General features: G+C 54.8%; 27 protein-coding genes and 1 pseudogene. 4 read left to right on the top strand and 24 right to left on the bottom strand.

The window, feature by feature from the left end; translation table 11 throughout:
- Nucleotides 1-537 precede the first annotated feature (537 nt).
- Entirely contained in the window at nucleotides 538-2,514 is a 1,977-nt protein-coding gene (locus RWJ89_RS19570; RefSeq protein WP_222062586.1) for an acyltransferase family protein, read from the top strand.
- Between the two features lie 163 nt (nucleotides 2,515-2,677).
- On the opposite strand, the gene fcl is transcribed toward RWJ89_RS19570, so the two are convergent.
- Together fcl and gmd are read right to left on the bottom strand one after the other, a co-directional pair.
- A complete protein-coding gene (gene fcl, locus RWJ89_RS19565) occupies nucleotides 2,678-3,631 on the bottom strand; it encodes a GDP-L-fucose synthase (protein ID WP_131666743.1) in 954 nt (317 codons plus the stop codon).
- Nucleotides 3,632-4,693: a GDP-mannose 4,6-dehydratase gene (gene gmd / locus RWJ89_RS19560; RefSeq protein ID WP_131666744.1), complete on the bottom strand. Its 1,062-nt coding sequence runs from the start codon at nucleotides 4,691-4,693 to the stop codon at nucleotides 3,632-3,634.
- A gap of 181 nt (nucleotides 4,694-4,874) precedes the next feature.
- Here gmd and rfbB point away from each other — a divergent pair, with 181 nt between their 5' ends.
- Entirely contained in the window at nucleotides 4,875-5,930 is a 1,056-nt protein-coding gene (gene rfbB, locus RWJ89_RS19555) for a dTDP-glucose 4,6-dehydratase (RefSeq protein ID WP_131666745.1), read from the top strand.
- Between the two features lie 40 nt (nucleotides 5,931-5,970).
- Here rfbB and RWJ89_RS19550 read toward each other — a convergent pair whose 3' ends face one another.
- From RWJ89_RS19550 to RWJ89_RS19540, 3 genes are read right to left on the bottom strand one after another with little or no spacing between them, the layout of a single operon-like run.
- The gene (locus RWJ89_RS19550) at nucleotides 5,971-6,942 is read right to left on the bottom strand and encodes a hypothetical protein (RefSeq protein WP_131666746.1); all 972 of its coding nucleotides are present in this window, start codon (nucleotides 6,940-6,942) and stop codon (nucleotides 5,971-5,973) included.
- Complete coding sequence (locus RWJ89_RS19545; RefSeq protein WP_131666747.1) at nucleotides 6,939-7,751, bottom strand: class I SAM-dependent methyltransferase; 813 nt, start codon at nucleotides 7,749-7,751, stop codon at nucleotides 6,939-6,941. The genes RWJ89_RS19550 and RWJ89_RS19545 overlap by 4 nt, the downstream gene beginning before the upstream one ends.
- Entirely contained in the window at nucleotides 7,751-8,215 is a 465-nt protein-coding gene (locus RWJ89_RS19540; protein ID WP_316031274.1) for a glycosyltransferase, read from the bottom strand. Before RWJ89_RS19540 ends, RWJ89_RS19545 begins: the two co-directional genes overlap by 1 nt.
- Nucleotides 8,216-8,230: 15 nt before the next feature.
- Here RWJ89_RS19540 and RWJ89_RS19535 point away from each other — a divergent pair, with 15 nt between their 5' ends.
- Nucleotides 8,231-8,899, top strand: a complete 669-nt coding sequence (locus RWJ89_RS19535; protein ID WP_245503948.1) for a hypothetical protein — start codon at nucleotides 8,231-8,233, stop codon at nucleotides 8,897-8,899.
- On the opposite strand, the gene RWJ89_RS19530 is transcribed toward RWJ89_RS19535, so the two are convergent.
- The 18 genes from RWJ89_RS19530 to rfbA all read right to left on the bottom strand — a co-directional run bounded on the left by RWJ89_RS19530 (nucleotide 8,896) and on the right by rfbA (nucleotide 24,806).
- A complete protein-coding gene (locus tag RWJ89_RS19530) occupies nucleotides 8,896-9,903 on the bottom strand; it encodes a class I SAM-dependent methyltransferase (RefSeq protein WP_131666749.1) in 1,008 nt (335 codons plus the stop codon). The two genes, RWJ89_RS19535 and RWJ89_RS19530, sit on opposite strands and share 4 nt — an antisense overlap.
- Entirely contained in the window at nucleotides 9,900-10,778 is an 879-nt protein-coding gene (locus RWJ89_RS19525) for a glycosyltransferase family 2 protein (RefSeq protein ID WP_131666750.1), read from the bottom strand. The genes RWJ89_RS19530 and RWJ89_RS19525 overlap by 4 nt, the downstream gene beginning before the upstream one ends.
- A gap of 3 nt (nucleotides 10,779-10,781) precedes the next feature.
- On the bottom strand, nucleotides 10,782-11,696 hold the full coding sequence (locus RWJ89_RS19520; RefSeq protein ID WP_131666751.1) for a methyltransferase, TIGR04325 family: 915 nt from the start codon (nucleotides 11,694-11,696) through the stop codon (nucleotides 10,782-10,784).
- Nucleotides 11,693-12,559 (bottom strand): hypothetical protein, encoded by an 867-nt coding sequence (locus RWJ89_RS19515; protein WP_168285008.1) that lies wholly within the window; start codon nucleotides 12,557-12,559, stop codon nucleotides 11,693-11,695. Before RWJ89_RS19515 ends, RWJ89_RS19520 begins: the two co-directional genes overlap by 4 nt.
- Nucleotides 12,544-13,176 carry a PIG-L deacetylase family protein gene (locus RWJ89_RS19510; RefSeq protein ID WP_065282260.1) on the bottom strand — a complete coding sequence of 211 codons (633 nt, stop codon included), beginning with the start codon at nucleotides 13,174-13,176 and terminating at the stop codon, nucleotides 12,544-12,546. Before RWJ89_RS19510 ends, RWJ89_RS19515 begins: the two co-directional genes overlap by 16 nt.
- Nucleotides 13,173-13,874: a WbqC family protein gene (locus RWJ89_RS19505; RefSeq protein ID WP_131666752.1), complete on the bottom strand. Its 702-nt coding sequence runs from the start codon at nucleotides 13,872-13,874 to the stop codon at nucleotides 13,173-13,175. Before RWJ89_RS19505 ends, RWJ89_RS19510 begins: the two co-directional genes overlap by 4 nt.
- Complete coding sequence (locus RWJ89_RS19500; RefSeq protein ID WP_131666753.1) at nucleotides 13,871-14,836, bottom strand: PseG/SpsG family protein; 966 nt, start codon at nucleotides 14,834-14,836, stop codon at nucleotides 13,871-13,873. The genes RWJ89_RS19505 and RWJ89_RS19500 overlap by 4 nt, the downstream gene beginning before the upstream one ends.
- Nucleotides 14,818-15,495 carry a cytidylyltransferase domain-containing protein gene (locus RWJ89_RS19495; RefSeq protein WP_131666754.1) on the bottom strand — a complete coding sequence of 226 codons (678 nt, stop codon included), beginning with the start codon at nucleotides 15,493-15,495 and terminating at the stop codon, nucleotides 14,818-14,820. Before RWJ89_RS19495 ends, RWJ89_RS19500 begins: the two co-directional genes overlap by 19 nt.
- The gene (locus RWJ89_RS19490; protein WP_131666755.1) at nucleotides 15,492-16,508 is read right to left on the bottom strand and encodes an N-acetylneuraminate synthase family protein; all 1,017 of its coding nucleotides are present in this window, start codon (nucleotides 16,506-16,508) and stop codon (nucleotides 15,492-15,494) included. The genes RWJ89_RS19495 and RWJ89_RS19490 overlap by 4 nt, the downstream gene beginning before the upstream one ends.
- Before the next feature lie 98 nt (nucleotides 16,509-16,606).
- On the bottom strand, nucleotides 16,607-17,677 hold the full coding sequence (locus tag RWJ89_RS19485) for a radical SAM/SPASM domain-containing protein (RefSeq protein ID WP_003545680.1): 1,071 nt from the start codon (nucleotides 17,675-17,677) through the stop codon (nucleotides 16,607-16,609).
- Nucleotide 17,678: 1 nt separating this feature from the next.
- Complete coding sequence (locus tag RWJ89_RS19480; RefSeq protein ID WP_131666756.1) at nucleotides 17,679-18,524, bottom strand: NAD-dependent epimerase/dehydratase family protein; 846 nt, start codon at nucleotides 18,522-18,524, stop codon at nucleotides 17,679-17,681.
- Nucleotides 18,517-19,230: a nucleotidyltransferase family protein gene (locus RWJ89_RS19475; protein ID WP_222010053.1), complete on the bottom strand. Its 714-nt coding sequence runs from the start codon at nucleotides 19,228-19,230 to the stop codon at nucleotides 18,517-18,519. Before RWJ89_RS19475 ends, RWJ89_RS19480 begins: the two co-directional genes overlap by 8 nt.
- A complete protein-coding gene (locus RWJ89_RS19470) occupies nucleotides 19,223-20,203 on the bottom strand; it encodes an NAD-dependent 4,6-dehydratase LegB (protein WP_131666758.1) in 981 nt (326 codons plus the stop codon). The genes RWJ89_RS19475 and RWJ89_RS19470 overlap by 8 nt, the downstream gene beginning before the upstream one ends.
- The gene (locus RWJ89_RS19465; protein ID WP_131666759.1) at nucleotides 20,200-21,519 is read right to left on the bottom strand and encodes an ABC transporter ATP-binding protein; all 1,320 of its coding nucleotides are present in this window, start codon (nucleotides 21,517-21,519) and stop codon (nucleotides 20,200-20,202) included. The genes RWJ89_RS19470 and RWJ89_RS19465 overlap by 4 nt, the downstream gene beginning before the upstream one ends.
- Complete coding sequence (locus RWJ89_RS19460; RefSeq protein WP_168256684.1) at nucleotides 21,519-22,394, bottom strand: ABC transporter permease; 876 nt, start codon at nucleotides 22,392-22,394, stop codon at nucleotides 21,519-21,521. Before RWJ89_RS19460 ends, RWJ89_RS19465 begins: the two co-directional genes overlap by 1 nt.
- Nucleotides 22,391-23,497 (bottom strand): DegT/DnrJ/EryC1/StrS family aminotransferase, encoded by a 1,107-nt coding sequence (locus tag RWJ89_RS19455; protein ID WP_168285011.1) that lies wholly within the window; start codon nucleotides 23,495-23,497, stop codon nucleotides 22,391-22,393. The genes RWJ89_RS19460 and RWJ89_RS19455 overlap by 4 nt, the downstream gene beginning before the upstream one ends.
- Before the next feature lies 1 nt (nucleotide 23,498).
- Nucleotides 23,499-23,873, bottom strand: coding sequence for a sugar 3,4-ketoisomerase (locus RWJ89_RS19450; RefSeq protein WP_020048550.1), 375 nt, complete (start codon nucleotides 23,871-23,873; stop codon nucleotides 23,499-23,501).
- Between the two features lie 21 nt (nucleotides 23,874-23,894).
- Nucleotides 23,895-24,806 carry a glucose-1-phosphate thymidylyltransferase RfbA gene (gene rfbA, locus RWJ89_RS19445; RefSeq protein ID WP_020048549.1) on the bottom strand — a complete coding sequence of 304 codons (912 nt, stop codon included), beginning with the start codon at nucleotides 24,804-24,806 and terminating at the stop codon, nucleotides 23,895-23,897.
- A gap of 249 nt (nucleotides 24,807-25,055) precedes the next feature.
- Here rfbA and RWJ89_RS19440 point away from each other — a divergent pair, with 249 nt between their 5' ends.
- The gene (locus tag RWJ89_RS19440) at nucleotides 25,056-25,862 is read left to right on the top strand and encodes a glycosyltransferase family 2 protein (protein WP_131666764.1); all 807 of its coding nucleotides are present in this window, start codon (nucleotides 25,056-25,058) and stop codon (nucleotides 25,860-25,862) included.
- A gap of 128 nt (nucleotides 25,863-25,990) precedes the next feature.
- Here the strand turns inward: RWJ89_RS19440 and RWJ89_RS19435 are convergent.
- A pseudogene (locus RWJ89_RS19435) lies at nucleotides 25,991-26,320 on the bottom strand (hypothetical protein); the annotation flags it as partial.

Raw genomic sequence — 26,320 nt, 5'->3', positions numbered from 1 at the left:
AGCCATTGAAATTATGTGAGAATCCAGGTTCCCCAGCCAATATTTCACACTGAGCGATTGATTTTATGGCAAAAACGGGTTTGCTTTTATCTGCCCTCCCGTCCCTTCCGATGCCTGCTTCCTTTTCGCTGCCCCTGATCGCTTAGATCGACGGGCGCAGGATGTCAGCGAATCCGACATCGTGTCTTGGGTGAGCATCTTGCAGCATCTACGCATTACCCGCGCCATTTCGATTTTTGTTGATTTCGGACGCGCCGTGGCGGGCAGCGATGGTAGGCGCTATTGGCGTCGGACTGACGTCTTCTCGCTTCTGGAACGGCCGATAGACAAAATTAGTCAGCGACTGGGAGAACAAATGAGGGTTCCGGAATGCTGATTTACAACAGCACTGAAAATAAAGACTGAAATCGGCCGCGCCCGCAAATCTTTTATCAGGCCATACTATTCTCCTCCAAGATCTCTGTGTTAGGCAGCCCACAAGCGCCAACCTTGCGCGCGACAACGTTACGCTCTCGATATCGAAGGCAGGCGCTAACATTGAAGGTTTACAGACCAGAGATCGATGGCTTAAGGGCCATCTCGGTGATCGCGGTTATTCTGTATCACGCCGAGTTCACGGTTGCCGGCCACACGTTGCTGCGAGGCGGATACATCGGCGTCGATGTGTTTTTTGTGATCAGTGGCTTTCTGATTTCCCAAATGTTGTTGACAGAAATCGAAGCAACCGGGCGTATTGATTTCCTTAAATTCTACGCTCGGCGTGCGCGAAGAATTCTTCCTGCGTTGTTCACAGTCATTTTCGCGACAATTCCTTTCGCATATTACCTTTTATTACCATCGGAACTACTGGATTACACGAATTCCATAGGTTCGACGCTCCTATTTGGATCGAATATCTATTTTTATTTTACTGCGGCTCAGTACGGGGAGCCCAATACCCTTCTCAAGCCTTTTCTTCACACCTGGTCGTTGAGCGTCGAAGAGCAGTTCTATATTGGGTTTCCGCTCTTATTGTTGATCACACGCCGATACCTGAAATCAAGGTTTTTGCCGTGCGTGTTGCTCGTGGCGTCCCTCAGCTTTGTATTGTGTGTGGTGACGGTACGGTATGATCAGCAGCAGGCGTTCTACTCGCCACTCACCCGGACCTGGGAACTGTTGGCCGGGACACTTCTCGCCTATTACGAGGTGAGGCGTGGACGAACTCGCCCTCGGCCGTTACTCGCGGCGGCCGGGCTTGTCCTCGTTGTTGGTTCGCTCATCTTGTTCAGGAAGGACACGGTTCATCCTGGCGTGTTGACTGTGATCCCAGTCATCGGGACCTGTCTGGTGCTCGCATTTGCCGGTCATCAGGACGCAGTCGGGCGCCTGTTGGCTTCTCGACCGGCGGCGCTCACCGGACTGGTATCCTACTCTTTATATTTGTGGCATTACCCGGTCTTCGCCTTCTTGCGGCTGACAAGCTTGAATCTCAACAACGGCGATAAGCTCCTCGCCATCGCAGCGACGGTCTTGGTCGCGGTCGTGAGCTTTGTCGTTATCGAAAAGCCCCTTCGCCACACCAGGAGAAGCCGCGCTCTCTGGATCACCCTGAGCTCATCAGTTGCAACCATCACGGCTGCAGTTGTGTCAGCAATCTCTATGGCCGGTTTTCCTCACAGGTTGGATCAAATTTATCCACCTCTCGCGCAGGCGAACGAAGCACGGCTCGAAAGCACTTTTCTAAGCTTGAACAACAACATTCAAGCCGGGAAGCCCATTATCTTCATAATTGGGGACTCGCACGCCAGAAACTGGTCGATCGCGCTGAAAAATTACATCGACACCGACCGATATCAAGTCGTGGCAGTCAGCTACTTAAACTGCATGGTAGAGATCAAGAACGATATTGTCAGGGCCCCCTCTCGCGCCAGCATTTACGATAAATACTGCATTCCCTTTGAAAAATTTATCAACGACAAGTCATTGCTCAGCCGAACGAAAGCGATCTTCCTCACGAGCCTTCGGCCTTTTGAGTACACCGTCAACCCCTTCAGGTTTGAGCTTCTTTCCTGGATGAAAAGCCACTCGGATGACGCGCGAATTTTCGTTTTCGGAAATTATTTCCAGCTCGACGAATTACACTCGTGCCTTGGGCTCATGTTTCAGAGAAAATCCGATGCCTCTATATGCCTGCGGGAAGCGACCTATCCGCCGGCCAACCAGCCTTTAGAGCAACTGCCATTTTTCCCATCCAATCTAGCGTTCACCTACCTCGATATCGTCAAGCTTCACTGCGATTACGACAAGGAGAAATGCCTCACGACCAGCAGGGGTGTTCCGTTCATCACAGACTGGAACCATCTGACAGCAGAATTTCTGACGACCCTGATTGGTGACATTCTGGAAAAGAGAACCGCCGATCTACGGGGCGACGGTCTCCTCGATTTCCTGGTACCGCCGCACGCCAGGCAATCCGAACGAACTGCAAATTCTCAGCCGAACGCTGGTCGAACGTCTTCCGCTTCTCCATGAGATTGAGCGGACAGACGCCGGGAACGACGGTGAACTTGGTGTTCAAGTCCGGACTTTCGGCATACCCCATCGTCTCGATCAAGGGTAGCAGCCACGTCGGCTACAGCTGACGGCTCACACGTCACGCCAATCGCCGCCCTTTGGAGTTCTGGATGCCCGACAGCTATTGTCGCGCCACGGCGGCGTTTCCTTCGAACTGCAGAAACCAATCATACACTGCGTGGATACCTTCCTCCAGCGAGATGCGTGGCTTCCAGCCCATATTCTTCAGCTTGTCGGTGCTCATGAGCTTACGCGGCGTCCCGTCAGGCTTGGAGAGGTCGTGGGCAATTTTTCCTTCGTAACCGACAACACGGCAAACCAACCGCGCGAGCTCGATGATTTCAATGTCCTCTCCCGAACCGACATTGACGTGCTGCGCGTCCGAATAGTTCTTCAACAGGAAAACCAGCGCATCCGCGCAATCGTCAACGTGGAGGAATTCCCGTCGTGGCTTTCCGGTTCCCCAGATGGCAATTTCGGATGCCCCCGTCACCTTTGCGAGGTGCGCCTTGTGAATTAGCGCCGGCAGAACGTGACTTGATTGCAGATCGAAATTATCGCCCGGACCATAGAGATTGGTGGGCATGGCAGAAATATAATCGCGTCCGTGCTGCTTGCGGTAGGCGTCGGCCAGCTTGATTCCGGCAATCTTGGCGACAGCATACCACTCGTTGGTCGGCTCAAGCGGTCCGGTCAGAAGCGCATCTTCAGAAATCGGCTGCGGCGCGAATTTAGGATAAATGCAGCTTGAGCCCAGAAACAGAAGCCTGTCGACGCCGTTACGATGCGCGGCTTCGAAAATATTGGCCTCAATAATCAGGTTATCGTAGAGGAAATCGGCCGGGAAGGTATCGTTCGCAAGAATACCGCCAACCTTTGCAGCAGCGAGGATGATCGCATCCGGTCTGTTCGTCTGGACGAATCTCTCGACCTCGTCCTGCCGTTTGAGATCAAGCTCCTGTCGCGTTGCCGTGATGACAGTACAGTTTTCTGAGTGAAGCCTGCGCACAAGCGCGCTGCCGACCATGCCGCGATGACCGGCGACCCAGATTTTCTTGTTGGACAGGTCGGACACTCAGATCTCTCTCCGGCTGTTTTGAGCCTTCCAGTGCTTGACATCCTCCCGCACCATTTCGGCGGCGAGTTCGCGAACCGGGGTCTTGTGGTGCCAGCCCAATTTCTGACGTGCCTTGGTCGGGTCGCCAAGCAAAAGGTCGACTTCCGTCGGGCGGAAATACCGCGGGTCGATTTCCACAAGGCAGGCACCGGACGCGGCGTCATAACCCTTTTCGTCGACGCCGGACCCCTTCCATTCCAAAGCAATGCCCACGTCGGCAAAAGCCCACTCCACAAACTGGCGGACACTCGTCGTCTCACCGGTCGCCAAGACGTAGTCATCCGGCTTGTCCTGCTGCAGCATGCGCCACATGCCCTCGACATATTCACGCGCGTGGCCCCAGTCACGTTTGGCGTCGAGATTGCCGAGGAAAAGCTTATCCTGCCGCCCCAGATGGATGGCAGCCACCGCCATGGTGATCTTGCGCGTGACGAAGGTTTCGCCGCGAAGCGGGCTTTCGTGATTGAAAAGTATGCCGTTCGACGCATGCATGCCGTAGGCCTCGCGATAATTCACGACGATCCAGTAGGCATAGAGCTTGGCTGCGGCATAGGGAGAACGCGGGTAAAAGGGCGTCTTCTCGTTCTGCGGCACTTCCTGCACAAGACCGTAGAGTTCCGAGGTCGATGCCTGGTAGAATCTAGTCTTTTCCTCGAGACGCAGGATCCGGATGGCTTCGAGCAACCTGAGGGTACCGATTCCATCTGCGTCGGCCGTATATTCCGGCGTCTCGAAACTTACGCCGACATGGCTTTGTGCGGCCAGATTGTAGATTTCATCCGGCTGCGTCTGCTGCACGATCCGAAGGAGATTGGTCGCGTCGATCATATCTCCATAATGCAGGATGAAGCGCGGATGCGCTTCATGCGGATCCTGATAGATATGCTCGATACGGCCGGTGTTAAAAGACGAGGATCGCCGCTTGATACCATGCACCGTATAGCCTTTGCTCAGTAGCAATTCGGCCAGATAGGCACCATCCTGACCGGTCACCCCAGTGATAAGCGCGGTTTTCGTCATTTTCTACGTCGTCTTTCGATGCAATCTTCGGGATGTGTTTATGGAAACGGCCGAACTAGCGCAACCCCCATGTAACCGAGCCAGGCAAGCGAAATGGCCATTGCAGATCTCTGCGGTTGACGTGGGGCTGGCACAATGAGACTAGAGTTTTCCAAATTATCAGATCTCCAAGGGGGAAAATATGATCCTGGTGACGGGGGGAGCCGGTTTCATCGGTGCGAATTTCGTACTCGATTGGCTTGCGCTTCATGATGAACCGATCGTCAACCTCGATGTGCTGACCTATGCCGGCAACCTGGAGAACCTCGCCTCCGTCTGGGAGGACCCGCGCCATCTGTTCGTCAAAGGCAGCATCGCGGACTATGATCTTATTGAAGAATTGCTCCGCTCTCATCAGCCTCGCGCGATCCTGAATTTCGCTGCCGAAAGTCATGTCGATCGATCGATCCACGGGCCTGAGGAATTTATCCAGACGAATATCGTCGGCACTTTTCGCCTGTTGGAGGCTATCCGCGGATTTCTTGCCTCACAGGATGAAGCCTTCCGAGAGAGCTTCCGTTTTCTTCACGTGTCGACGGACGAAGTCTACGGTTCGCTTGCCCCGGCGGAGGCGGCTTTCAGCGAACATCGCAAATACGAACCCAACAGCCCTTATTCCGCAAGCAAGGCAGCGAGCGATCATCTGGTTCGCGCCTATCATCACACCTACGGGTTACCGGTTCTGACGACGAACTGTTCGAACAATTATGGTCCCTATCATTTTCCCGAGAAGCTTATTCCCCTGGTCATTCATAATGCTCTCTCGGGAAAGCAGATCCCAATCTACGGCGACGGGATGCAGGTGCGCGACTGGCTGTTCGTCAAGGACCATTGCAGCGCGATCCGGTGCGTTATGGAGAATGGAAAAGTTGGGGAGACCTATAATGTCGGCGGCAGAAACGAGCTGACCAATCTATCGGTGGTCAATACGCTCTGCGAGATCCTCGATGAATTGAGGCCCCTGCCACAAGGGGCGAGCTACAAGGCCCAGATCTCCTTTGTGCGCGATCGGCCTGGTCATGATCGCCGTTACGCCATCGATGCGACCAAGATCGAGCGGGAGCTGGACTGGCGCCCGAGCGAGACCTTCGAGACAGGCATTCGTAAGACCGTCGAATGGTATCTCGCCAACCAAGCATGGGTCGAAAACGTCACAAGCGGCGGCTACCGCCAATGGATCGAGCGCCAGTATCAATAACGGGTCGGAGGAGGAAAGGCTCCTCCTCGCGAGCGTGACGTCAATACCTGATGAAATTGTGCAGGAAGCGTTTGACCGACAGGGGCACATGACGTTGCACCCATCTGCGCGCCATGACCTTGAAAAAGGGGCGAAGGCCGCCGGAAAAGCCTGGGGAAATCGTCCTGATCACCTTCAGGGCTCGCATCAGAGCGCGCTCGTAAGTCTCGTAGACAGCCACCGGCTCTTCGCAAACGGCGGTGTAGAAAGTCGACAACCGATCGAACATGCCATTGGTCAGCAACTGAAACTGGTGAAAGTGATAAAAAATCAGAGGCGAACCATCGACCTCGATCTTGCCTGATGCATCCTGCGTAAAATGCAGCTTTTCGTAATTCCAGGGAGCAACCCCAGCTCCCGGATGCTCGATGATATGGCAATTCGGATAGAGATCCGGCCATTCGTCCAGATATTTCTGGTCACCCATTTTGCCGTCTTCCAGGCGATAGTAGCACCATTCGATGCACTGCTCGCGCCAGCGCGCAAGGCAGCGCATTCCCTCTTCATCGCGTCGGAAACTCACCCATTCCACACAGAAGCGGCCGTTTACTTCCCTGTTTTGCAGCCGCGGGGCAAAGCGGTGTTCGATAATGGCAATGGAACTATTGCCGATCTCATCAAAAATTGGACGAAGCGGTGAATAGAACAGCAGATCGGAGTCGAGATACGTGATGAAATCGATTTCCGGATGCTGCTCCAGCACGAAACTCGGCAGACACGGGGACAAGGTCCAGCAATATTCAGCGACGCCGCGCGATTTCTTAGCTTCGAGGAGTTCCGGCGTCTCGATATCAGCAAGTGCAATGCAAGTGATGTAGGACCTCTTGGAGGCGATCAGAATATCCTGCGTCTGCTGGTCCATGCAAAGCACAAAGACATGCGCGTCGGGGCACCACTGGACGAGGCTCTCCATCATGGCCATCCCCTTGATGAGATAGCCGCTGTCGAAAAGGGTACAAAAGTAGTTCGTCATGACTGGGATTTTTTCCTGCACAAATAAGTGCGGCTTGCAGTGCCCTTGCTACTCTCACGTGGATCGGCGCTCTCGTTCAGCGTGAAGGTCGCCTGGACTTCCAGGCGATGAACGTGAAACATATCCAATAGCTGCGGCTCGGAAAAATGGATCTCTATGGTCTCGACCCCATAGGCTTGCTTGCGGAAATACTTGGTCGGTTCTCCATAGACAACAGGCGTGCGGTGAAAAATCACGTATTTCTTGGCAACGCGGGCGCTCTCTGCGATTGCCGCTTCATAGTCGGGAATATGCAGCAGGCAGCATCCCGAGACCACGACATCGAAAGCTTCATCCTGGTAGCTGAGCCGAGTCGCATCCTCCACGTCGAATGACAGTCCCGGGTAGATGCTGCGCGCCATATCGATGAAAGCGTCGGAATAATCACAGCCCCGATAGCGCAAAGGCAAGCCATTCACCTCAAGCACTTCGGAGTAATATCCGCTGGAACAGCCGATTTCGAGCAGCGAGCCATTCGCAGGCAGGTTTTCGATTCTGCGCAACGCGGCGGTAAAAACATCGAATACATCGATGGAAGCGCCGCTGCGATATTCCTTCAGCTGGCGCTCGACGAGGGTCCTCTGACGTGCTGGTAGATCACTCGCTTTCCAAGATGCAGCAAGCCGCGAACTTTCACTGTCTCTACGAGCCGCGTCTATCTCGACATAGCGTGATGATACGGATGTCGCGGGCAACAGATGTTCACGCAATCGCTTCAACTGGTTCTTCACTCCCGGAAAGCGATTGAGACTCGCGCGCAGAAACGACATCAGCCCTGTCCCCCCAGATACCGCTCAAGGATCGGCACCAGTTCTTCCATTCTCGACTTGTAGGTGTGGTCCTTCAGCGTCCTTGCCTGACCAGCCTTTGCGATCGCGTCGGCCTCGTCGGGGTGGTCTATATAGTGGCGGACAAGTTCAGCCGCTTCCTCAGGGCTGGAATAGGCAACCACCTCCTTGCCGACCTCGAAGATCTCACCGAGATTATCCTTCCTGTCGGTTATGAGCAGCGATCCGACACCGGTCGCCTCGTAGAGCCGCATGTTGTTGGCATTGTTCTCGGCAACGTTGATATGCCGATTGACGGTGATCCGGCTGCGCGCCAGAGCACGATACATATCCGGACCCCAGACTTCGCCATTGTGGCGTTTTCGAATCGGAGAGGAGCGCGGAAGCGTCATGGCACCGTAGCCGAAAAATTGTATCGGCGTCGTGTTGGCAAGATGTTCGAGCAAGGGGATCGCCTTGCCATGATGGCGGCTTATGCCGCCGACAAAGCTCACCGGCACATCGCGCGCGATATCGCCAAGGATATCGAGCACCCGCGTATCAAATCCAATCCTGAAATATTCGGATTTTATCCCCATCTCGCGAAAACGCGGGACGAAATGGGGGAAGGATGTCAGAATGAGGTCATAGGGCCGCAGAAAGCCGTCGGGCGGCAATGGACAAGCGATCTGCCCCACGATCAATGGTACAGTCTTTTTCAGCTCTGTCAGGGCGTGAGGCGGAAAGAAGCTGAGATCCTGGCAATAGAGTACATCCGGCTTGAATGCGCGGACCCGCGCCATCGCGACCTCGAGCAAACCAGGGAGGGCCGCAAGACGCGCGCCGATATAAGGCAGCCTGAAAAACCGATGCGGCAACTTCATCGCCCAAGGGCTGAATGGTTCGCTGTTCTCTCGCGCCCAAGCCGATTGAAGCGGAACACAATTGCCGACGATATCGATGACGTCGCACCCAAGTTGCTTCAGGTGGCGCGAATAAAAATCGGACGTGCCGAACGCTGCCTCAAGCAGAGCGTCGGTCTGCCTTTGGGAAGAGGCCGACCTCAGATCACGATTGCGACGATAATGCATCGTCAGAAATCGGGAATAGTAGGTATCGAATACGGCGATCCGCATGACGCTAAATCCTAGTTCTTTGTCGCGGAGAGTCGCAGTTCTACTAGGAGACTATCGCCCTGCCCCATGGCGTCCAGAGTTCGGTTTCCAAAGCCCATCATCACGCCGGCAAGGCGTGCGCCCCGCGAGACTGCGACGTTGCGGACCTTTTGAATAAAGCTCGGCGGCTTCTGAGAGTCGCCGCTTTCCGACCAGGTATTGGACGCCTTGCCCTCCTGTCGCTGCTCCCGAGACATTCTAAGCTGAAGCACCGACCAAAGATTGGGCGTAATCGTCCTGATGCGCTCGACGTCATAACCGGATTTTCGAGCAAGTAGAGCAAAGGACGTTCGATTGAAATGGTTCTGGTGGTATGGAATGTGCCAGTTTATCCAACGTTCTTTCCAGAGCTTGCGATGAAAGGAACCGGTATTCGGGAAAGCCAGTACGACGCGTCCGCCTCTATTGAGACGATCCTTGAGTGCCACCAGCATTGCAAGCGGATCGGGCACATGTTCGATGACCTGGTTCAGCACGATGAGGTCGAATTTCTGATCGGCGAACGGCACGTCATAGATGTTGCCTATATGAACGCGTAGAGCATATTTCTCGGCGATCGTACGAACGTTCGGATCAGCCTCGACACCCCAGCATTCCACGCCGAGCCTGCGCATCTCCAGAAGGGACAGGCACGAACCGCAGCCGATATCCAGTACCTTCTGTCCCGGCTTGGCCAGATAGTGTCCTTGGTTGTCGGTACCAGCAATCCATCGGCGGAACCCGGCGAGAGGTTTCTCGACGAGAGCAGCCTCTCTTTCCAGCGCACCAAAATCGATCTCTCGGCGGGGATAGTAATTGCTGTAGAGCGCGGGCAGATCCTCTTCCGTCAACCGCGGCGTCGTCGACATGTGACCACAGGAAACGCATCGGTCTATCGCATAGACGCCTGGGCAACCGTATCGATCATCGCTGATGCGCTCGATAAAAGTTTCCATCTTCGATCCGCATGCGATGCACTGCTGATACTGGCCGCCGCTCATATTGTTCCTTCCTTTCGTTTCGCCAATGATCTCCACGTCGAAAACGCGCGGCTGCACGAGAAATACGCCATTCGGATCGGTGCGGTCATGCGTTGCACCGGTGAGCCGACAAGCGAATAGAAAATGAGGCGCTGAAACACGTTGTGAGGCGAACGCCTGCCAAATAACTGCTTCCACCAGGAAAGTCTGGATGTGTCATTTCCATATATCGGAGGCGAATAAACGATTGCATTGCTGCTGACAACCAGGGGCACTCCCGCGCGCGCGAAACGCATGGCGATTTCGTAATCAGCCATGTAGTGCGGCAGAAGGGACGGCCGCATACCGCCATATTTCCTGAACAGGGGTGCAGGATAGAGCGTTCCTCGACCACTCAACGCATCGACGCGATACTGGCTTTTGGGCGATCGTTTTTCCGTTTCGCTCAATTCCGAGAGCAGATCCCAGACGGCAAGCCTGTTGATGTTGACCTTGGCCCCGATACTAACAAGGGGCGGATCCCGGCCCTCTTCGTGGAGGACGCTTCCGACCGCGGCCTCGCCATTTTTCCTGGATGTCTGCACTAAGGTGTCAACATAATGCTCGTCGAACCAGGTATCGTTATTGAGAAACAGGACATAGTCTTCCGCCTGGCAGGCGGGAAGGGCGTGTTTTAGCCCTTCCTCGATGGCCCCACCCCACCAGAGATTGCCATCCCCCTGGATTGCAATCACATCACTCTGCGATTGCAGGTATCCTGCGGTTCCATCGGTCGAACCATCGTTGACGATGACAATCGTCAAGGCATCAAAGATGGTCTGTCTCCTGAGAGCTTCCAACACCTTACGGGTGTGTTCCAGACGATTGAAGACAGGGATAATGACGTTCACGCGCATTCGCTAGATTTCCAGCTTCTCGAGAAACCAGCCAACATACGGCCATTCGTGCTGATGAGGTGCTGGTGTCACGCCAATGCCCCAACTCTTCAATTCTTGCAAGGGCGGCGGCGTCACTAAGCCAAATGTTCCAGCTGGCTGGAAACGGTCCACAACCTCATAGTCATGCCTGGCAAAACTGTCGTGCAGTTCATCCGCATTTAAGAACCATACCGGGTAGCTCGCGCTGTAGATCCACGCCGGCACATGCTGCACAAAGGGTGCGGCTGCGACATCGAATTGCGCTGTTGTCCTGTCGATAAGTATGAACTTGACGCCTCGCGACAGAAGATCCTCGAGATATTCATGAGGATGTTCAAGATATTGAAGAACACCGGAGAGCAGAACGACGTTAGGCCTCACACGATCGACCGCCTCATCCAGGCTTTCGGAAAAGCTCAATCCTCCGTCTTCAAATTCGGCTCGGCCCGCGCTCACAAAATGAGGCTGCTCGACAACGCACCAATTCAGTTCCGCAAGATGCGCCAAGGCCGAACGGTGTTGGAAATAAGAACTTCCCAACGCGCCCCCAAAATCGACCACCCTCAAACGAAGATCGGATCGGGACGCGACATAGAGAAGCCAGGCGAGCAGAGGGTGCGAGTAGCTTCTTTCCGTGAAAACGACGGTGTCTCGCTCGTAGGAGGCACGTCCCTGAGCAACTGCGCGTGTCGCGGCAAGAGCCCTGGCAAGAATAGCAGGCGCATCATATCCCTCTGAAGCAGCCATAGCCGAGTGCCAATCATTGTGCGGCCCGTCGAAAAAGACGTTATGACGCCGAAACTCGCTCCAGATGTCCTGTTGACGGGCCTGCGGCGAATCCCGCGTCACCTCCAGCAAACAGTGAAGGCCCGGTAGCGAAAAACTAATGTGCCTCATTTCTCGAACCAGGCTTCAAACGGCCGTCGCTCAAATTCGTCCAGTGCTCCGCCGGGTGTGGAATTGAAGATGCGGATATCACTCGCTCTCGCGATATTTGCGATGGCTCGATATTGTCGCCACAGCCGCGCCAACTGCTGAAACTCGTCGTGACGGCCCCTCGTCAGGGTGCCGTCCGCATTTACGGTGAAATCTTTTCCCTTTTGCACCTTGAGGTCAAATGCGTATCCGTAGCTTGACGACAGGAAACGATCGTGGTCGACGCCGAGCAGGATAATCTCTTTGAAACCGAGATACATCGCTATCATCAAGGCCATCACTGGCACCGACTCGACACGAGGGACCGGTCGAGAGATATCGACGATTTCCTCTGATGTTCTTTCGTCGAAACTTTCACCGAGCACGAGATACCGAACCGTCCGCCCTGAAAACAGATTGTTTTTTCGAACGAGCTCCGCTTCAGTGGAACTGAGAAACAGTTCCGCGGCGCCCAGGTGCGAATGCATCTCGTCGAACCAGCGGACCACGTCCTCCGATGTCATCGTCACGTAGGTAATCTGCGGGACACAATGATAACGTGACTGGAACTTGCCAAAATCGGAGTGCAAATAGCCGTTGGAAACGGTTATAACGGCTTCGCCTTGAAGTCGCGACAGATCCAAGCCCTTGACGCTCGGGCCGTTTCCTAAAATAAAACAGCGGCCACCCTCGTGCTGACCAGCAAGCTGTCTATTTTCTGCCAGTGATCTCGCGACATCAGCAGAGAATTTGTGGCGAGTACTTAGCCTGCGCCTTAACTCATGCACACCATAGGGGAGCAGCATCGAGCCAAAGGTCAAAATCTTTCTCAAAGCTGCAGCCACTTTACGACCTCAAAAACCTCCGCGTATTTAACACCGATGCGCTGGCCGGCGTTCTCCGCTTCATTGCGGAAGAAGCTCACCCATTTCCGTCCTGTGCGCTCCATCTCGGATTCATGGGCAAGGATCGCTTTTTCCTTCTGGTCCCAATGGGAGGTGATGTCGACGTAGAAATTCCCCCTGAAATCGACCGTCGAATGGTACCAGTTGCTGCGGTACATCAGCAGACGAGGCACATGGCGGCAGCTGTGCAGCGATGCGCGCGATAAGGCCAGATGGTCATGGTGGATGTCTCCGACCCAGTGGGTGTAGACCATATCGATCTTCAGATCCTGCACGAGCTTGAGGATCTCGATATTCAGCGGGTCGACGAATTCGATCTGAAGCGTTTTGAACTCGCCGCAAAACATCTTGTGAACGCCGAGAATGTCCATCGCAGCATCCGCTTCCGCCCTGGCGACCTGGCTGCTGCGCACGGACTGGTCATATTGATTGGAAAAGCCGGATACGGTCGCGACATAGACGTAAACCGTGTCTCCGTTTGCCGCATGGCGCGCCAATGCACCGCCACAGCCCAGTTCCACGTCGTCAAAATGGGCACCGATCGCGAGAATATTCATTTGCAACTCCAGAGCAGGTCACGCGTGCCTGCAATACCACAATTGAGCAGTGTGTCGAGGATACTGAGATAGGGCATGAATTCGCCGAAAGGCTGTGGATAAACGGGATGGACGAAATGCTGCCATTCGATTTCGATTCCGGCTGCCTCAAACACTTCCGGCCGCATATAGTCGCGCGCGCCGAGACCCGAGAGATAATGTGTTGCTCCCACTTTGCGCAGCAGTTCGACAAGCAATTCGTTCCTATGACCCTCCGGGTTTAACGTGCTCGACCACACCGTTGGCATCGTGATTTCTAGCAAATCCAGGATGCCCTCCAGGAAATGCATATTAAAATCGACCAACAGGTCAAACCGCTTGCCGTAGAGGGCCTCGATGTGGGGAGAGACCTCGCTCCAACCGGCAGACTTGCGATAATTTTCGCGAAGCAGGGAAAGGTTTTGGTCTATCCAGCCGGTGCCGGGCGCCAGTTCCACGGCGTTGATCGGGGTGCCGAGCCTCGGCTTTCTAATTCCGATGGTGAGCCACCGATCGCCCTGTGCCGTCTTTATTTTGTCACGGTGCGTCCAGCTCTTGCTTGTACCATGGACAAACTGAACATGATCGAGAACGATATAGAGATTGGCATTCAGAAAACGCTGAAAAAAGCCGAGATATGAGGCGAAATCCGGCTGATGGATAACAGCTGTAATGGTCATGCAGCCAATCTTTCCAGCAAGTCGGCAACGCGGCCGACCCCGCCAAGGTCAACCTTGGCCATGGCAGTCTCGCTCATGCTCTTAATGGGAATCGCCTTTTCCAAGATGCCGAGATCGAATGCCGAGTGATGCCCGGCGAAGAACGCTGCTCCAAGCTCCTCGAGCGCACGCCCGACCGGGATTTCAAAAGGTTCGTTGGCGATCACCACACACGGTAAGCCAGCCGCACAGGCTTCGAATGGGGTGACACCGCCGCCGGTAATCGCCAGATCGTGCCCATGCATCTCTGCCGCAAGCGACGGCACCTGGTTGAGCAGTTTGAACCGATCCGGTGCGGCGGTTGCGACGACCTCTTCAAGCTCCGCCATGTGCTGGAAGCTCGGGCCCGTGACGATCGTGACAGGAAAAGGCTTGTTGCTCAGCCATTTGGCGACGCGGACGGTCACGCCGTAGGTATCGGCGCCGCCGAGCGTGACAAGGATCGATGCAAGGCTTTGCCGAAGTCTGCGAAACGCCGCGATTTCAGGATTGAGGATCATGTACTCCACCCCCAGCCGAACATCTTTGCCCTTCAGATCCTCCGTTTTTTCGAAAAGGAGAGCGCAGATGTTCATGTCGGCAAGTTCCGCGCCATCGCCACGATCATCAAAGGTAACGAGCTTGGCGCCCAAACGCTTGATCGCTTCACTGTGGGATCGCTGCGTATTAAGGCGGTCATTGATCCAGACCGAGGATGTTACATCGGGTTCGATAAAGCCATTCTCCCATCCGGTCACGGCGGCGAGATCATAAAGCGCCACGTCGAAGCCGCGCTCTTGGATGATTCGCAACGAATTCGGATGATCATTCGCCAGGAAACGGATTGAATGACCGCGCGAACGCAGTTCGGTGGCAAGCGTCAACGACCGAAACAGATGCCCCATGCCGCGTGCATGCGAACTCTCTATGCAGAAGACGAACATAGCTTGATCGCTTCTTCCGTCCCGAGCCAGTTCCCACCTCCGCGCGCTGCCAGAGCACAAGCCCGTCTCCAGTCCTCTTCTGTATCTACCGTCAGGCGCAGTTCGGGGGATATTTTGGCCGGCGACACCTCAAGCTGGCCGATCTTGAACAGTTCCGGCCGATCGGTGAAGTATTCATTCACGTGCTCTCGATGGTGCGGCAGCTTTCCCTCGCGATGACTGCGCGCCAAAGCTTCGAACGTAAATATCTCGGCGCCAACGCCGATCGGCAACTGGCCGAACGCATGCGTGTAGTCGAATCCTTGCTTTTGGTGCAGATCGATCAGCCTTTCGAGCTCCTCGATGTCAGTGAAGGGATTATCTGCGGTCAATCGAACAATGTCGGACATCCCGAGCGATTTTGCGCATTGAAAATAACGATCGAGAACATCTGCTTCGTTGCCACGAAAGCAGCTTACGCCGTGCTCAAGACACCAGGCTTCGATCATATCGTTCTCGCCGGCCGATGATGTTGCAACGACAACCCTAGCAGGCCGCCTCAACATTTGAAGCCTACCTAGGACATGTTCGAGAAGCGGCTTGCCGGAAATGTCGCGAAGCACTTTTCCCGGCAATCGGGTCGATCCCATCCGCGCCTGGATAATGATCCCAAGCGTCACGCCAGATCGCTCCACTGGAGAACGGCGTCCGCATCAAGATCCTTTACGAGCCGTCGCCCCGCAAGAGTGTCGAGATGCTTAGGTTCAATCCCTGTCCCAGGTCGCTTCACCGAGACATCGCCGACAGAGATGACATGGCCGGCATTGAGCGGTCGATTGACGACAATGCTCTTGCGGTTGTTCAATCTTGTCGTCGCCTCGCTGGCTGCCGGTTCCTTGCGACCATTGCCTTTCATGACCTCGAACGCACGTATCGCATCCACAAGCCATTTCATTTCTGCCGGATCGGCCGAGAGCATGTGGTCGGGACCGTCGGCGGTTTTGTCATAGGTGAAATGCCGCTCTATAACCCGTGCGCCCATCGCGGCGGCACAAAGGCTGGCGACCGGGGTCAACGTATGGTCGGAATAGCCAACGTCGAGATCCGGAAACGCTTCCATCATCGTTTGCATGGCGCGCAGGTTCACATTTTCCGGATGCGTCGGATAGCTTGTGATGGCGTGCAACAGGATGAGCTTCTGATTACCCGCCTCCTTGATTGAGGCAACGGATTCCCGAACTTCGTCGAGCGTCGACATCCCGGTCGAGAGGATTATCGGCTTACCCGTTTTTGCCAGATAGCGGAGAAAGGGAATGTTCACCGCATCGTCCGAGCCCACCTTGTGGGCACCAACCCCGCACTTCTCCAGCAGATCGACATCCGTCTCGTGTGACGGCGACGAAAACCAGTCCAGCCCGTGCTCCTCGGCATAGCGGAAAACCGCTTCGTGAAGCTCGTGACCGATTTCATACTTACGGAAAAGCTCGAATTGCGAGGTAACGCCGGTGTTTTCCATATCGAACATGGCGTTGCGGCTCGACAGGGTCGCTGCGCGATAAGTCTGGAGCTTGACAGCATCCACGCCGGACACCTTCGCCTCGTCGATCAGCCGTCTTGCCTGGTCAAAAGTGGTAAAATTCCCGCCGATTTCGGCGATGATATAACACCGGTCAGGTCGGTAGTTCCGGAACATCTGCTACTCCTGCAATTCACTATACAGCCGGCGCTCCAATAGCGATAGCACAGCGATGTCATCCCGCACACGACCGGTATACGACGCCGGATGCTTCTCTATTTTCCGATTTCCTGAGCCCGATCCACGTAATTTCGGACAATCACTTTCCGGCCGCAGATTTCGGTCGGCTCATCATCCGTCAGGCGAGGCAGATAGCATCGGCGGCATACTTCGCTTTTCAAGAAGCCCTGCGGTTCTTTGTGCAAGGCGCGGACTGCATTCATTTTTTCACCGTGCCAAATCTGGTGTACCGTCTCCGTCGTCGCGTCACCAATGACTTCGCGATTTTCCTCGTCGTTCGAGCACTTCATCACAAGCCCGTCGGCGCCGATAACCAGGCGCTGGTATTGCTGTGGGCAGGTGAAGTTATCCAGATATTGAACGTCGGAATCGTTTCCGAGATAGTCGATCAGCGGATTGAAGGCGACAAGATCCACGTGAGGCGCAAAGGTTTCATAATAGAGATCCGGATTTTCCCTGATCGCCGGCCAAATGCCTTGCACCTTGATGACCGGACGATGGAGCCCGCGCTCGTCTTTGTACTTCTTGATGTCCTTGATCTTATCGAGTAGCGCCTCGAACTTGATCGGCTTGCGTATCTTCTCGTAGGTCTCACCGGTGCCATCGATCGAAACGGTGATCCAGTCGATGCCGGCATCGACGAGCTGAGCGAAATAGTCTCTGTTGAGCTTGAAGCCGTGCGTGAGGGTCGAGACTTCCTTGATCCCATGGTCCTTGGCATAGCGCACGCAGTCTGCGAAGCGCTTGTGCAGCGTAGCCTCGCCACGCAACGACAGACGGATCGCGGGAACCTTGCCGCCGATCTCATCGATGATGCGGCAGTAGAGATCCCAGTCCATCCGCGTCGTGTTCACACTTTTCTTAAACTCGTCGCTGATCGTATAGCACATCGGGCAGCGCAGATTGCAGATCGATGCCAGCTCGAGATCGACGAGCAGCGGATAATCCGAAACCTGCTGGTTCAGGGCATATTCTGACCACTTGCGACGGTAATCTGCGTATTCGGCTTCCCACCCTTCGCCCCGGAATTTGTCGAACGCGGCTTCGCGCTCGACCGTGTCCATCGAGTAGTTGCCCTTGTTGATCGGAACGTAACGTTCGTTCAATTTACGACTCCTTCATCATCGCGCGGATTCCGGCCGGCAGATCCCATTCCGGTCGCCATCCGAGAACGGCGCGAGCCCGCGTGATATCGGCCCGCACGTCAGGTATTTCATTCCGCCGAACTGTGCAAGATGACACTACAGGTAGAGCAGTGCCGGCAGCTTCTTGCAAGATGTCGATTATTTCCTGCACCGAATACGACATTCCGGAGCCGATATTGATGCAATGGTAGCCTTCCGCGAGGTCCATGGCCTTGGCAAAGGCGCTCAGGACATCTTCAACGAAGATATAGTCACGCCGGGGACTGAGATCCAGGACCTGTATTTCCTGCTTGGTCCGTATCTGGTTCAGAAGCGTCGGTATCAGAAATTCGGGTCGCTGCCCTGCGCCATATATATTGAAAAGACGCAATACCACCACCGGTATCTGCTCGTGCGTGGCGGCGAACTCACAAAGCTGTTCCGCAAGATGTTTGGAAAGAGCATAAGGGTTGTTCGGCCTGACCGGATCGCTTTCATGGATCGGCAGACGCTCGGGCACTCCGTAAACATAGGCGCTTGCGAACCCGAGTTTGGCCTTGTGTCGCTTGCACCAGTTCAAAGCGTGTTGCGTTCCGAGGACGTTGGCGGCCGTGAAACTCGGTCCTTGGCTCCAGCTATCTGGAACGAATGTCCTGCCGGCAAGGTGAAACAGCGTGCGTGCGGCGGGAAGCTCCTGCCAAACCTTTTCTTCACTTATATCACCATGCGTTCGGTCAAGCGCGAGCACGTCAAAACCAGCCTGCTCGAGCCGTCTGACCAGACGCCTCCCAAGAAAACCGCCAGCACCGGTAACGATGGCATCAACCATTCAAGAACCTGGACCGCATGGATTCGAACTGCTCGATCGCCAAGGCGTAATCGTCAGGCCGTCCGATATCGAGCCAATAGCCCGCAAAATCTCGAACTGTGGCCGGCTTGCCGGCCGCAAGAAGATCAAGCATCAACTGATCGAAGCCGTAGGCACCACGCTGCGGTATGTGCTCGACGGCCCTTGAAGACACCATGTAGACACCCATGCTGACTTTGTATTCGGCCGTTGGTTTCTCTCGAAAGCCGGTTAGCAGTCCGGCCTCGCCGGTGTCAAGAACGCCATAGTCTATGCGATGCTGACGCGTCTTGGACGAGATCGTGAATATATTCCCGTCGCGGACGTGAGCATCATGAAAATCGGCATAGTTGAGATCCGTCAGAATGTCGCCGTTCATCACCAAGAAATTCTCCGGCAGATCCTTTATCAGCCGCAGCGGCCCCATGGTGCCAAGAGGCTCGTCCTCGAGCGAATAGTCGATGCGTACACCCCACCTGTCGCCATCCTGGAAAAAAGCCTTGATCAGCTCGGCCTGATGGTTGACGGCAAGCGTTATATGCTGAAATCCGCCCGATATCAGCTGACGAATGATCACCTCAAGAATAGGATAATCGCCGATCGGCATCAGTGGCTTGGGAAGCACGACAGTATAGGGCCGCAACCGCGTTCCCATTCCGCCCGCCAGTATGACTGCACGCCTAGACATTGAAGATATCCGCCTTGTATCTCGCCAGATTCTGCGGCTGACGCAGCCAGTCGATCGTCGCTTTCAGACCATCTTCCAAGCTGTAACGCGGCGAAAATCCTGTCAGAGACTTAATCAGGCTGTTGTCGCAGCACAAACGTTCCACTTCGCTGTTTGCCGGACGCAAACGCTGTTCGTCGCATTCGATCTCCACGCCGACGCCGATGATGTCGGCGATCAGCTGAACGGTATCGCCGATCGATATTTCGCTGCCGGAGCCGATATTGACCGTCTGGCCGATGGCTTCGTCGCAGGCTGCGAGCGCCAGAAAGCCGTCGCATGTATCCTGCACGAAATTGAAATCCCGCGTGGGTGACAGCGCACCAAGTTTCAGCGTCGTCCGTCCGCTCAGAAGCTGCGAAATCACAGTCGGAATAACCGCCCTTGCAGATTGTCGCGGGCCGAAAGTGTTGAAAGGCCGTGCGATCGTCACCGGTAGGTCAAAACTCGAATGATAACTGTATGCCATCGCATCGGCACCGATTTTTGACGCCGAATAGGGCGACTGGGCCTGCAGGGGATGGCTTTCGCTGATCGGCACAAAACGCGCCGTGCCGTAGACTTCGCTCGTCGAGGTCTGGATGACACGGCCAACGCCGGCATCGAGAGCGCCCTGAAGCACATTCAACGTGCCATGCACATTGGTATCAACGTAACTTGACGGTGCCTGATAGGAGTAGGGAATGGCGATAAGCGCGGCCAGGTGAAATATCGTATCCACGTCTTTGGCAACGGTGCGCATCTGAGCTGGATCGCGGACGTCGCCGAGGATTACCTCAAATTTGCCCCGGTATTCAGACTGGTCAAGCCAGCCCCAGCTGGAAAACGAATTGTACTGGCAGAGGGCACGAACTTCAACACCCGACCTGACCAGCGTCTCGACAAGATGAGAGCCGATAAACCCATCCGCCCCGGTGACAAGCGCTTTCTTCATTTCAAAATACCCTCAGAATCGCGCAGGAAGAGCTTCTCCACTTCCCAAGGCAATTGGATCGCCGAAATCGATGGCTTCCGTTGCTGACCAAGCATCTGGATAATTCCTACATTATCCTCCACGTCAAATCGGATGCCCTCGGCGACCGAATAGATCGAGAACCGGCTCGATATGCCAAGTCGCAGGTAGAAGGTTCCCGTGTTGAGGAGATATCCCGGAAATTTGACGCGAGCTCTATAGTAACCGGCTGGCCGGGTATCCAAGCGACCGACGTCGAGTTCGGGATCGGATAGGCTGACGAGCGTGGTGTAGCCGTCTTCCATCTTGATCTGCATCCCGACCGATAAGCCGGAAAGAGGCTCCCTCAATTCGTATTCGACCTCGACCGAGAATCCCTTCGAAAGCTCCAGTGTTCCAGAAACTTCATCCTTGTCGTTCAGTACCGCGACACGGCAGATGATCGCCTTTCCGTCGACGTCCTCGGGATTGACCGAGTAGCTTGCTGTACCACCGAATTCCGGGCGATCGAGATAAGCCTTTATCACATCTGCGGTATCGCCCATCGCGGCGACCTTGCCATCGGCCATTAGAATCGATTTCGGGCAGATGCTGCTGATCGCAGTCATATTGTGGCTGACAAAGAGAATCGTTCGACCGGTCTTCGTGACTTCCTGCATGCGCCCCATGCATTTGTTCTGGAAGTTGACGTCTCCGACCGCCAGCACCTCGTCAACCAGAAGAATCTCCGGCTCAAGATGCGCGGCGACGGAGAAAGCCAGACGCACATACATCCCAGATGAATATCGCTTCACCGGCGTGTCGATAAATTCGCCGATTTCGGCAAATTCGACGATCTCCTCGAATTTAGATCTGACTTCGGCGCGGCTCATGCCAAGGATGGCGCCGTTGAGATAGACGTTCTCTCGACCGGTGAGCTCAGGATGAAATCCGGTGCCGACCTCAAGCAAGCTGGCAATTCTGCCCCGGATACCGATGAAACCCGAATTGGGCATTGTGATACGTGACATTACTTTCAGCAGCGTAGATTTTCCGGCGCCGTTTCTGCCGATAATTCCGACGATCTCGCCGTGCCCGACCTCGAAGGAGACATCATCAAGCGCATGAAAGATGTCGCCCTTCAATCGCGACTGCTTTCTCGTGTCGGAGGCATAGTCGGATACAGAAACATTCGGATCCGGAAGATTGCGCCACCTAGCCCACCAACTCTGAAGGTCGCGATAAAGCGTGCCGTGATTGATCACGCCGAGGCGATACAGCTTGCTGACGTGCTCCGCTCGAATAACAACATCGTTCATCAGACGGTATCCATCGCGTTAGCTTCCGCCCGTGAGAAAAGTGCCAGCCCGCATACCGTGATCGCAACGGTCACCGCTAGATTGGCAAGACAGAGAGTGACGGGCAAAGCTGAAGCGTCAAAGAGCGCCCAACGGAAAATCTGAACCGGTGTCGTCATTGGATTGATGTAGTAGAACCAATGATACCGTTCCGGGATCTGACTGAATGGATACACGATCGGCGTAGCGTACATCCAGAGTTGCGTCATAAATCCGACGGCATAGACGAGATCGCGAAAACGCACCGTCAGAGCGGAAACGACCAGTCCAGCACCAATACCCAGCACTGCAATGTAGAGCAGGACCAATGGCGTCAAAAACAGGAAACGATAGCTCAATGCCAGATCGGGGTTCGCAATCTTGATCCCAAAGGCAACCGTGAGCAGTAGCAGGAATTGGATGGCAAAGGCGACAACACCACTCATCGCAACGGACAGTGGCACCACAAGCCTGGGGAAATAGACTTTTCCGAACAGATTGGCGTTCTTCGAAAAGACTTCGGAGTTATTGGTCAGACACGCAGCAAAATAGCTCCAGACGATCGTACCCGACATGTAAAATAGGAAGGGCGGAAGACCATCCGTGGAAAGATTGGCTATTTTTCCGAACACGACATAATAGGTCATCGCCGTCAGCGACGGTTGGATGATGTACCAGACAGGGCCCAAAATGGTTTGTTTGTAGAATGTCGTGAAATCTCGCTTGAAGAACATCCAGATGAGATTGCGATATCGCCAGACAAGGCCAAGATCCGGCGCACTGCCCTTCGAGGGCCTGATAATGATATCCCAATCTTCCTCGCGTGCGGAGGTCGATTCCTTCAGGTGCTCTGTCATGCGGTCAACTTCAACTTTTCGGGGAGCGCTGCAAACAGGCTGCAGACTCGCTCGATCTCAACGCTGCTATGCCCCGCCGAAATAGGCAGGCTCAGTTCGGTGGCGTGCAGTTCATCGGCGATGGGATAATTGCCGGATAAAATTCCTTGCATTGCCTTCTGCCGATGCGGCGCAATCGGGTAATGGATCTCGGTTTTCACCCCGTTATCGAGCAGCCACTGACGCAATTCGTCACGGTCTGGGTGACGTATTCCGAAGATATGAAATACATCATACTCGGAAGAACGGCGAAGCGGTTGCGTCAGCCATTCAGGCAGATTGGCGAAATAGAGGTTCGCCAGCGCGCGCTTATGTTCAGTGACTTGATCGAGGTGACGCAGTTTAACCCGCAGGAATGCCGCCTGCATCTCATCAAGCCTGGAATTCATGCCGATATAAAGGTTTTCATATTTTTTCTTCGAGCCGTAATTGCGCATATGCCTAAGGCGATCCGCAAACTCATCATCGTCCGTGACGATCGCACCGGCATCTCCCAGAGCACCAAGATTCTTGGTCGGATAAAAGCTGAAGCAGCCGGCGATTCCAAAGGTTCCCGTCAGCCTGCCATCATAGCGCGCGCCATGCGACTGAGCGCAATCCTCGATCACCCGCAAACCATACTCGCTCGCAAACGCGGCGATCTCGGTCATCCGGCAGGCTTTCCCGAAAAGATGCGTCACACATATTGCGCGGGTGTTGTGTGTCAGCGCCGCATGAAGACAGTCTGGATCTATATTGAAAGTATCTCGCTCGGGCTCCACCAGGACCGGAATGTGACCCGCGCGGAGAATTGCCAGGATCGTCGCAATATAGGTATTGGATGCGACCATGATCTCGCTGCCCTTGGGCAGATCGAGCGCTTCGATTGACAGGATCAAAGCATCCAGCCCATTGGCCACGCTAATGCAATGTTTGCTTTCGGCGAAAGTCGCAAATTCGGATTCGAATGAGGAGACCTCGTTCCCAAGAATGTACCATCCGGAACGAATGACACGGGAAGCGACTGCCTCCAACTCTTCCATCAGTGCACGGTTGGCCTGCGCAAGACTTTCATACTCGATCATTTCAAAGCCGCTCATAGGGAGTGTGGATGTAGTCGTCCTTGTCGTATCCGTGAGAGGCAAAAACGAGCAGGATTGAATCCTGACCGAAGGTCATTTCGTGCCAGTCCTTTGGCTCTACCAGCAAGCATTGGTCTGGCGATGACAAGGTGATGTCTTCCCGGGTTTGACCATCGTCCATCGATACCACCACGGATCCCGAAAGCGCCACTAACGCCTGCCGGGTCTCGTGATGACGATGCCCACCCCGCTTATGCCCGTCAGCCCCATAGATCCAGAAACTTCTGATGATCGGAAAGGGCAGTATTCCGTCCATGACGGTCAGCATGCCGCGTGTGTCGGACATCGTCTTTAGCGTAAGCAAGGTAAAAGCAGACAAGATTGGTTTCCAGTTGGCGCCTCAGCCGGTCGGGAAATGCGGAGCTGGCTCCCTGACCAGGCTGATCAGGTATCGACCGTAGGAGCTCTTTTCAAGTGGAGCCGCAAGCCTTTCCAATTGCTCGGCGTCGATATAACCCAAATGATAGGCGATTTCTTCGGGACAGGCGATCTTCAGCCCCTGACGCCTCTCGATGGTGGCAATGAATTGACTGGCTTCCAGCAGGGAATCGTGGGTGCCGGTGTCGAGCCAGGCATGCCCTCTGCCGAGGACAGCGACGTTCAACCGGCCCGCCGATAAATAGTGTCGGTTGATATCGGTAATTTCGGTCTCACCGCGGGGCGAGGGTTTCAAACCCGCCGCAATATCAACAACGTCATTATCGTAGAAATACAATCCGGTCACAGCATAGGCGGAGCGAGGCTTGGATGGCTTTTCTTCCAAGCTCAGCACCTTGCCTTGGCTGTCAAATTCCACCACACCATATCGCTCGGGATCGTGAACCTGATACGCGAAAATGGTTGCTTCGTCTGACCGTTCCGAAGCCGCGGACAAGTCATGCGTCAGGAGATTGCCGTAGAAGATATTGTCTCCGAGCACGAGGGCGGTTGCCTCTCGCCCGATGAATTCCCTGCCGATCGAGAATGCCTGGGGAATTCCTTCCGGCGCGGCCTGAACGGCGTATTGAAGATTCAATCCCCACTGCGCGCCATCACCAAGCAGTTGTTCAAAGCGCGGCGTGTCCTGCGGCGTCGAGATAATCAAGATATCCCGGATTCCCGCAAGCATGAGCGTCGACAGGGGATAATAGATCATCGGTTTGTCAAAAACCGGAAGAAGTTGCTTCGAAATGGCGAGGGTCGCGGGATGGAGCCGAGTGCCTGAGCCCCCCGCGAGCAATATGCCCTTGCGCAGTTTTTTCTTCGAAGACAAGAGACCTCCTGCAACCGGTAAATCCGCGCGCATTCGCGAGGTTGTCGTTATGACGATCGCTATTTGACAGTGCTCACTACAGATAGATTGATGCGCATGCAATGCACTTAGCGAGATGAGGAGCCGCCACCGCTCATCAATCAGGCGTTGATCCAGGATAACTTGCAGTACTCGATTGCGGTACTGCCTTTCCGTCTGATACGGGTCGGCTTACTATCGCCTTTTGAAATATGAGCAAGATACCGTTAGATGGCTGCAGATACTGCCAATCCAAGCTCCCCCCGGATAAGTCTCATCACCGTTTGCTGGAACGCCGAGGGGACCATTGCCGATACGTTGCGGTCCATCGACACGCAAACCTACCGCGATTTCGAACACATCATCATCGACGGCGGCTCACAAGATTCTACGCTCGCCATCATCGCTTCGGCGCCGGCGGAGAACCGCCGTGTGCTTTCGGGACCGGATGGAGGTATCTATGAGGCGATGAACAAAGGAATCGGTCTAGCAACCGGCGATATTATCGGGTTCCTGAATGCGGACGATATTTTCGAGAGCAGCGACTCCCTCGGAACTGTGGCGGCTGCGTTGGAAGATGAAGCATATGACGGCTGCTACGGCGACCTCGTCTATGTCTCCAACCGACATACTGATCGCAAGATCCGCTACTGGAAATCGCGTGCGTTCAGATCCGGTTCTTTCGCCCGTGGCTGGTGTCCACCACATCCGACATTCTATGTTCGCCGTAGCACTTATGATCAGTTCGGGCGGTTTGATCTGCGTTATCGGCTTGCAGCCGACGTCGAGCTTATGATGCGATTTTTGGAAGTCGCGCGGATCAGAACAATCTATATCCCGCGAGTCCTGGTCAGAATGCGCTTAGGGGGCGCCACGAACAAGAACGTTCAAAATATATCGCGTCAGAACAAGGAGGTGCTGTCCGCCCTTGCCGACAACGGCCTGAAGGTCTCAACATCGATGTTCTGGGCCTTTAAGATCGTGAACCGGTTGGGCCAGTTCCTGATGCGCAATCGATCGCAGGATTTATCAGAGTAAATCCACGCGGCCGCCGATAGCCGGTTTCACACCGCCACCCTCCCCGAACCCGTCCGCAATCGCCGTCATCCTCTCCGCCACAGCATTCCCGATCTCCCCCGGGCGTTTACCAGGAGGTCCGATTGGGTTCACGCAAAAAGAAAATCCCCCGAGTCTAGGCTCGTCAAGGCTACGTTCCTCAACACTATGGTGTTGTCGATGTCGGCTGTAACGATTGTATCGTTGCCATACTGACTGGATGCAGCAAAAAGCGATTCCCAGTCGGCGAAAATGTTGTGATCGATTCTGATCGTGTCGTGCGCCGTGCCGGTTGCCATGAAGTCTATGATCGTGTCGTGGCCCCAGTTCAGCAAATAAACGAACAAGTCTGCCGCGTCGCCACCAACGAGGATATCATTGCCGGCGCCACCGGCAATGGTGTCGGCCCCGCTACCGCCGACGATTAGGTTGTCCAGCGA

The sequence above is a fragment of the Rhizobium sp. 10PS4 genome (genome assembly GCF_032464805.1).
GTDB classification, from domain to species: Bacteria; Pseudomonadota; Alphaproteobacteria; order Rhizobiales; family Rhizobiaceae; genus Rhizobium; species Rhizobium laguerreae.
The sequence above is the reverse complement of the archived record's forward strand: the minus strand, read 5'-3'. Positions and strand labels throughout refer to the sequence as shown.

Excerpts from the sequence above, each read along its gene's own strand:
- RWJ89_RS19480 (WP_131666756.1), bottom strand. The coding sequence starts at position 18,524 with ATGGTTGATGCCATCGTTACCGGTGCTGGCGGTTTTCTTGGGAGGCGT.
- RWJ89_RS19470 (WP_131666758.1), bottom strand. The coding sequence starts at position 20,203 with ATGAAGAAAGCGCTTGTCACCGGGGCGGATGGGTTTATCGGCTCTCAT.
- RWJ89_RS19440 (WP_131666764.1), top strand. The coding sequence starts at position 25,056 with ATGGCTGCAGATACTGCCAATCCAAGCTCCCCCCGGATAAGTCTCATC.
- gmd (WP_131666744.1), bottom strand. The coding sequence starts at position 4,693 with ATGACGAAAACCGCGCTTATCACTGGGGTGACCGGTCAGGATGGTGCC.
- RWJ89_RS19510 (WP_065282260.1), bottom strand. The coding sequence starts at position 13,176 with ATGAATATTCTCGCGATCGGTGCCCATTTTGACGACGTGGAACTGGGC.
- RWJ89_RS19525 (WP_131666750.1), bottom strand. The coding sequence starts at position 10,778 with ATGCGCGTGAACGTCATTATCCCTGTCTTCAATCGTCTGGAACACACC.
- RWJ89_RS19520 (WP_131666751.1), bottom strand. The coding sequence starts at position 11,696 with ATGAGGCACATTAGTTTTTCGCTACCGGGCCTTCACTGTTTGCTGGAG.
- RWJ89_RS19490 (WP_131666755.1), bottom strand. The coding sequence starts at position 16,508 with ATGTTCCGGAACTACCGACCTGACCGGTGTTATATCATCGCCGAAATC.
- RWJ89_RS19465 (WP_131666759.1), bottom strand. The coding sequence starts at position 21,519 with ATGAACGATGTTGTTATTCGAGCGGAGCACGTCAGCAAGCTGTATCGC.
- RWJ89_RS19460 (WP_168256684.1), bottom strand. The coding sequence starts at position 22,394 with ATGACAGAGCACCTGAAGGAATCGACCTCCGCACGCGAGGAAGATTGG.
- rfbB (WP_131666745.1), top strand. The coding sequence starts at position 4,875 with ATGATCCTGGTGACGGGGGGAGCCGGTTTCATCGGTGCGAATTTCGTA.
- RWJ89_RS19535 (WP_245503948.1), top strand. The coding sequence starts at position 8,231 with ATGATGGCGGCTTATGCCGCCGACAAAGCTCACCGGCACATCGCGCGC.
- RWJ89_RS19475 (WP_222010053.1), bottom strand. The coding sequence starts at position 19,230 with ATGTCTAGGCGTGCAGTCATACTGGCGGGCGGAATGGGAACGCGGTTG.
- RWJ89_RS19545 (WP_131666747.1), bottom strand. The coding sequence starts at position 7,751 with ATGTCGTTTCTGCGCGCGAGTCTCAATCGCTTTCCGGGAGTGAAGAAC.
- RWJ89_RS19455 (WP_168285011.1), bottom strand. The coding sequence starts at position 23,497 with ATGATCGAGTATGAAAGTCTTGCGCAGGCCAACCGTGCACTGATGGAA.
- RWJ89_RS19550 (WP_131666746.1), bottom strand. The coding sequence starts at position 6,942 with ATGACGAACTACTTTTGTACCCTTTTCGACAGCGGCTATCTCATCAAG.
- RWJ89_RS19500 (WP_131666753.1), bottom strand. The coding sequence starts at position 14,836 with ATGTTCGTCTTCTGCATAGAGAGTTCGCATGCACGCGGCATGGGGCAT.
- RWJ89_RS19505 (WP_131666752.1), bottom strand. The coding sequence starts at position 13,874 with ATGACCATTACAGCTGTTATCCATCAGCCGGATTTCGCCTCATATCTC.
- RWJ89_RS19530 (WP_131666749.1), bottom strand. The coding sequence starts at position 9,903 with ATGAGCGGCGGCCAGTATCAGCAGTGCATCGCATGCGGATCGAAGATG.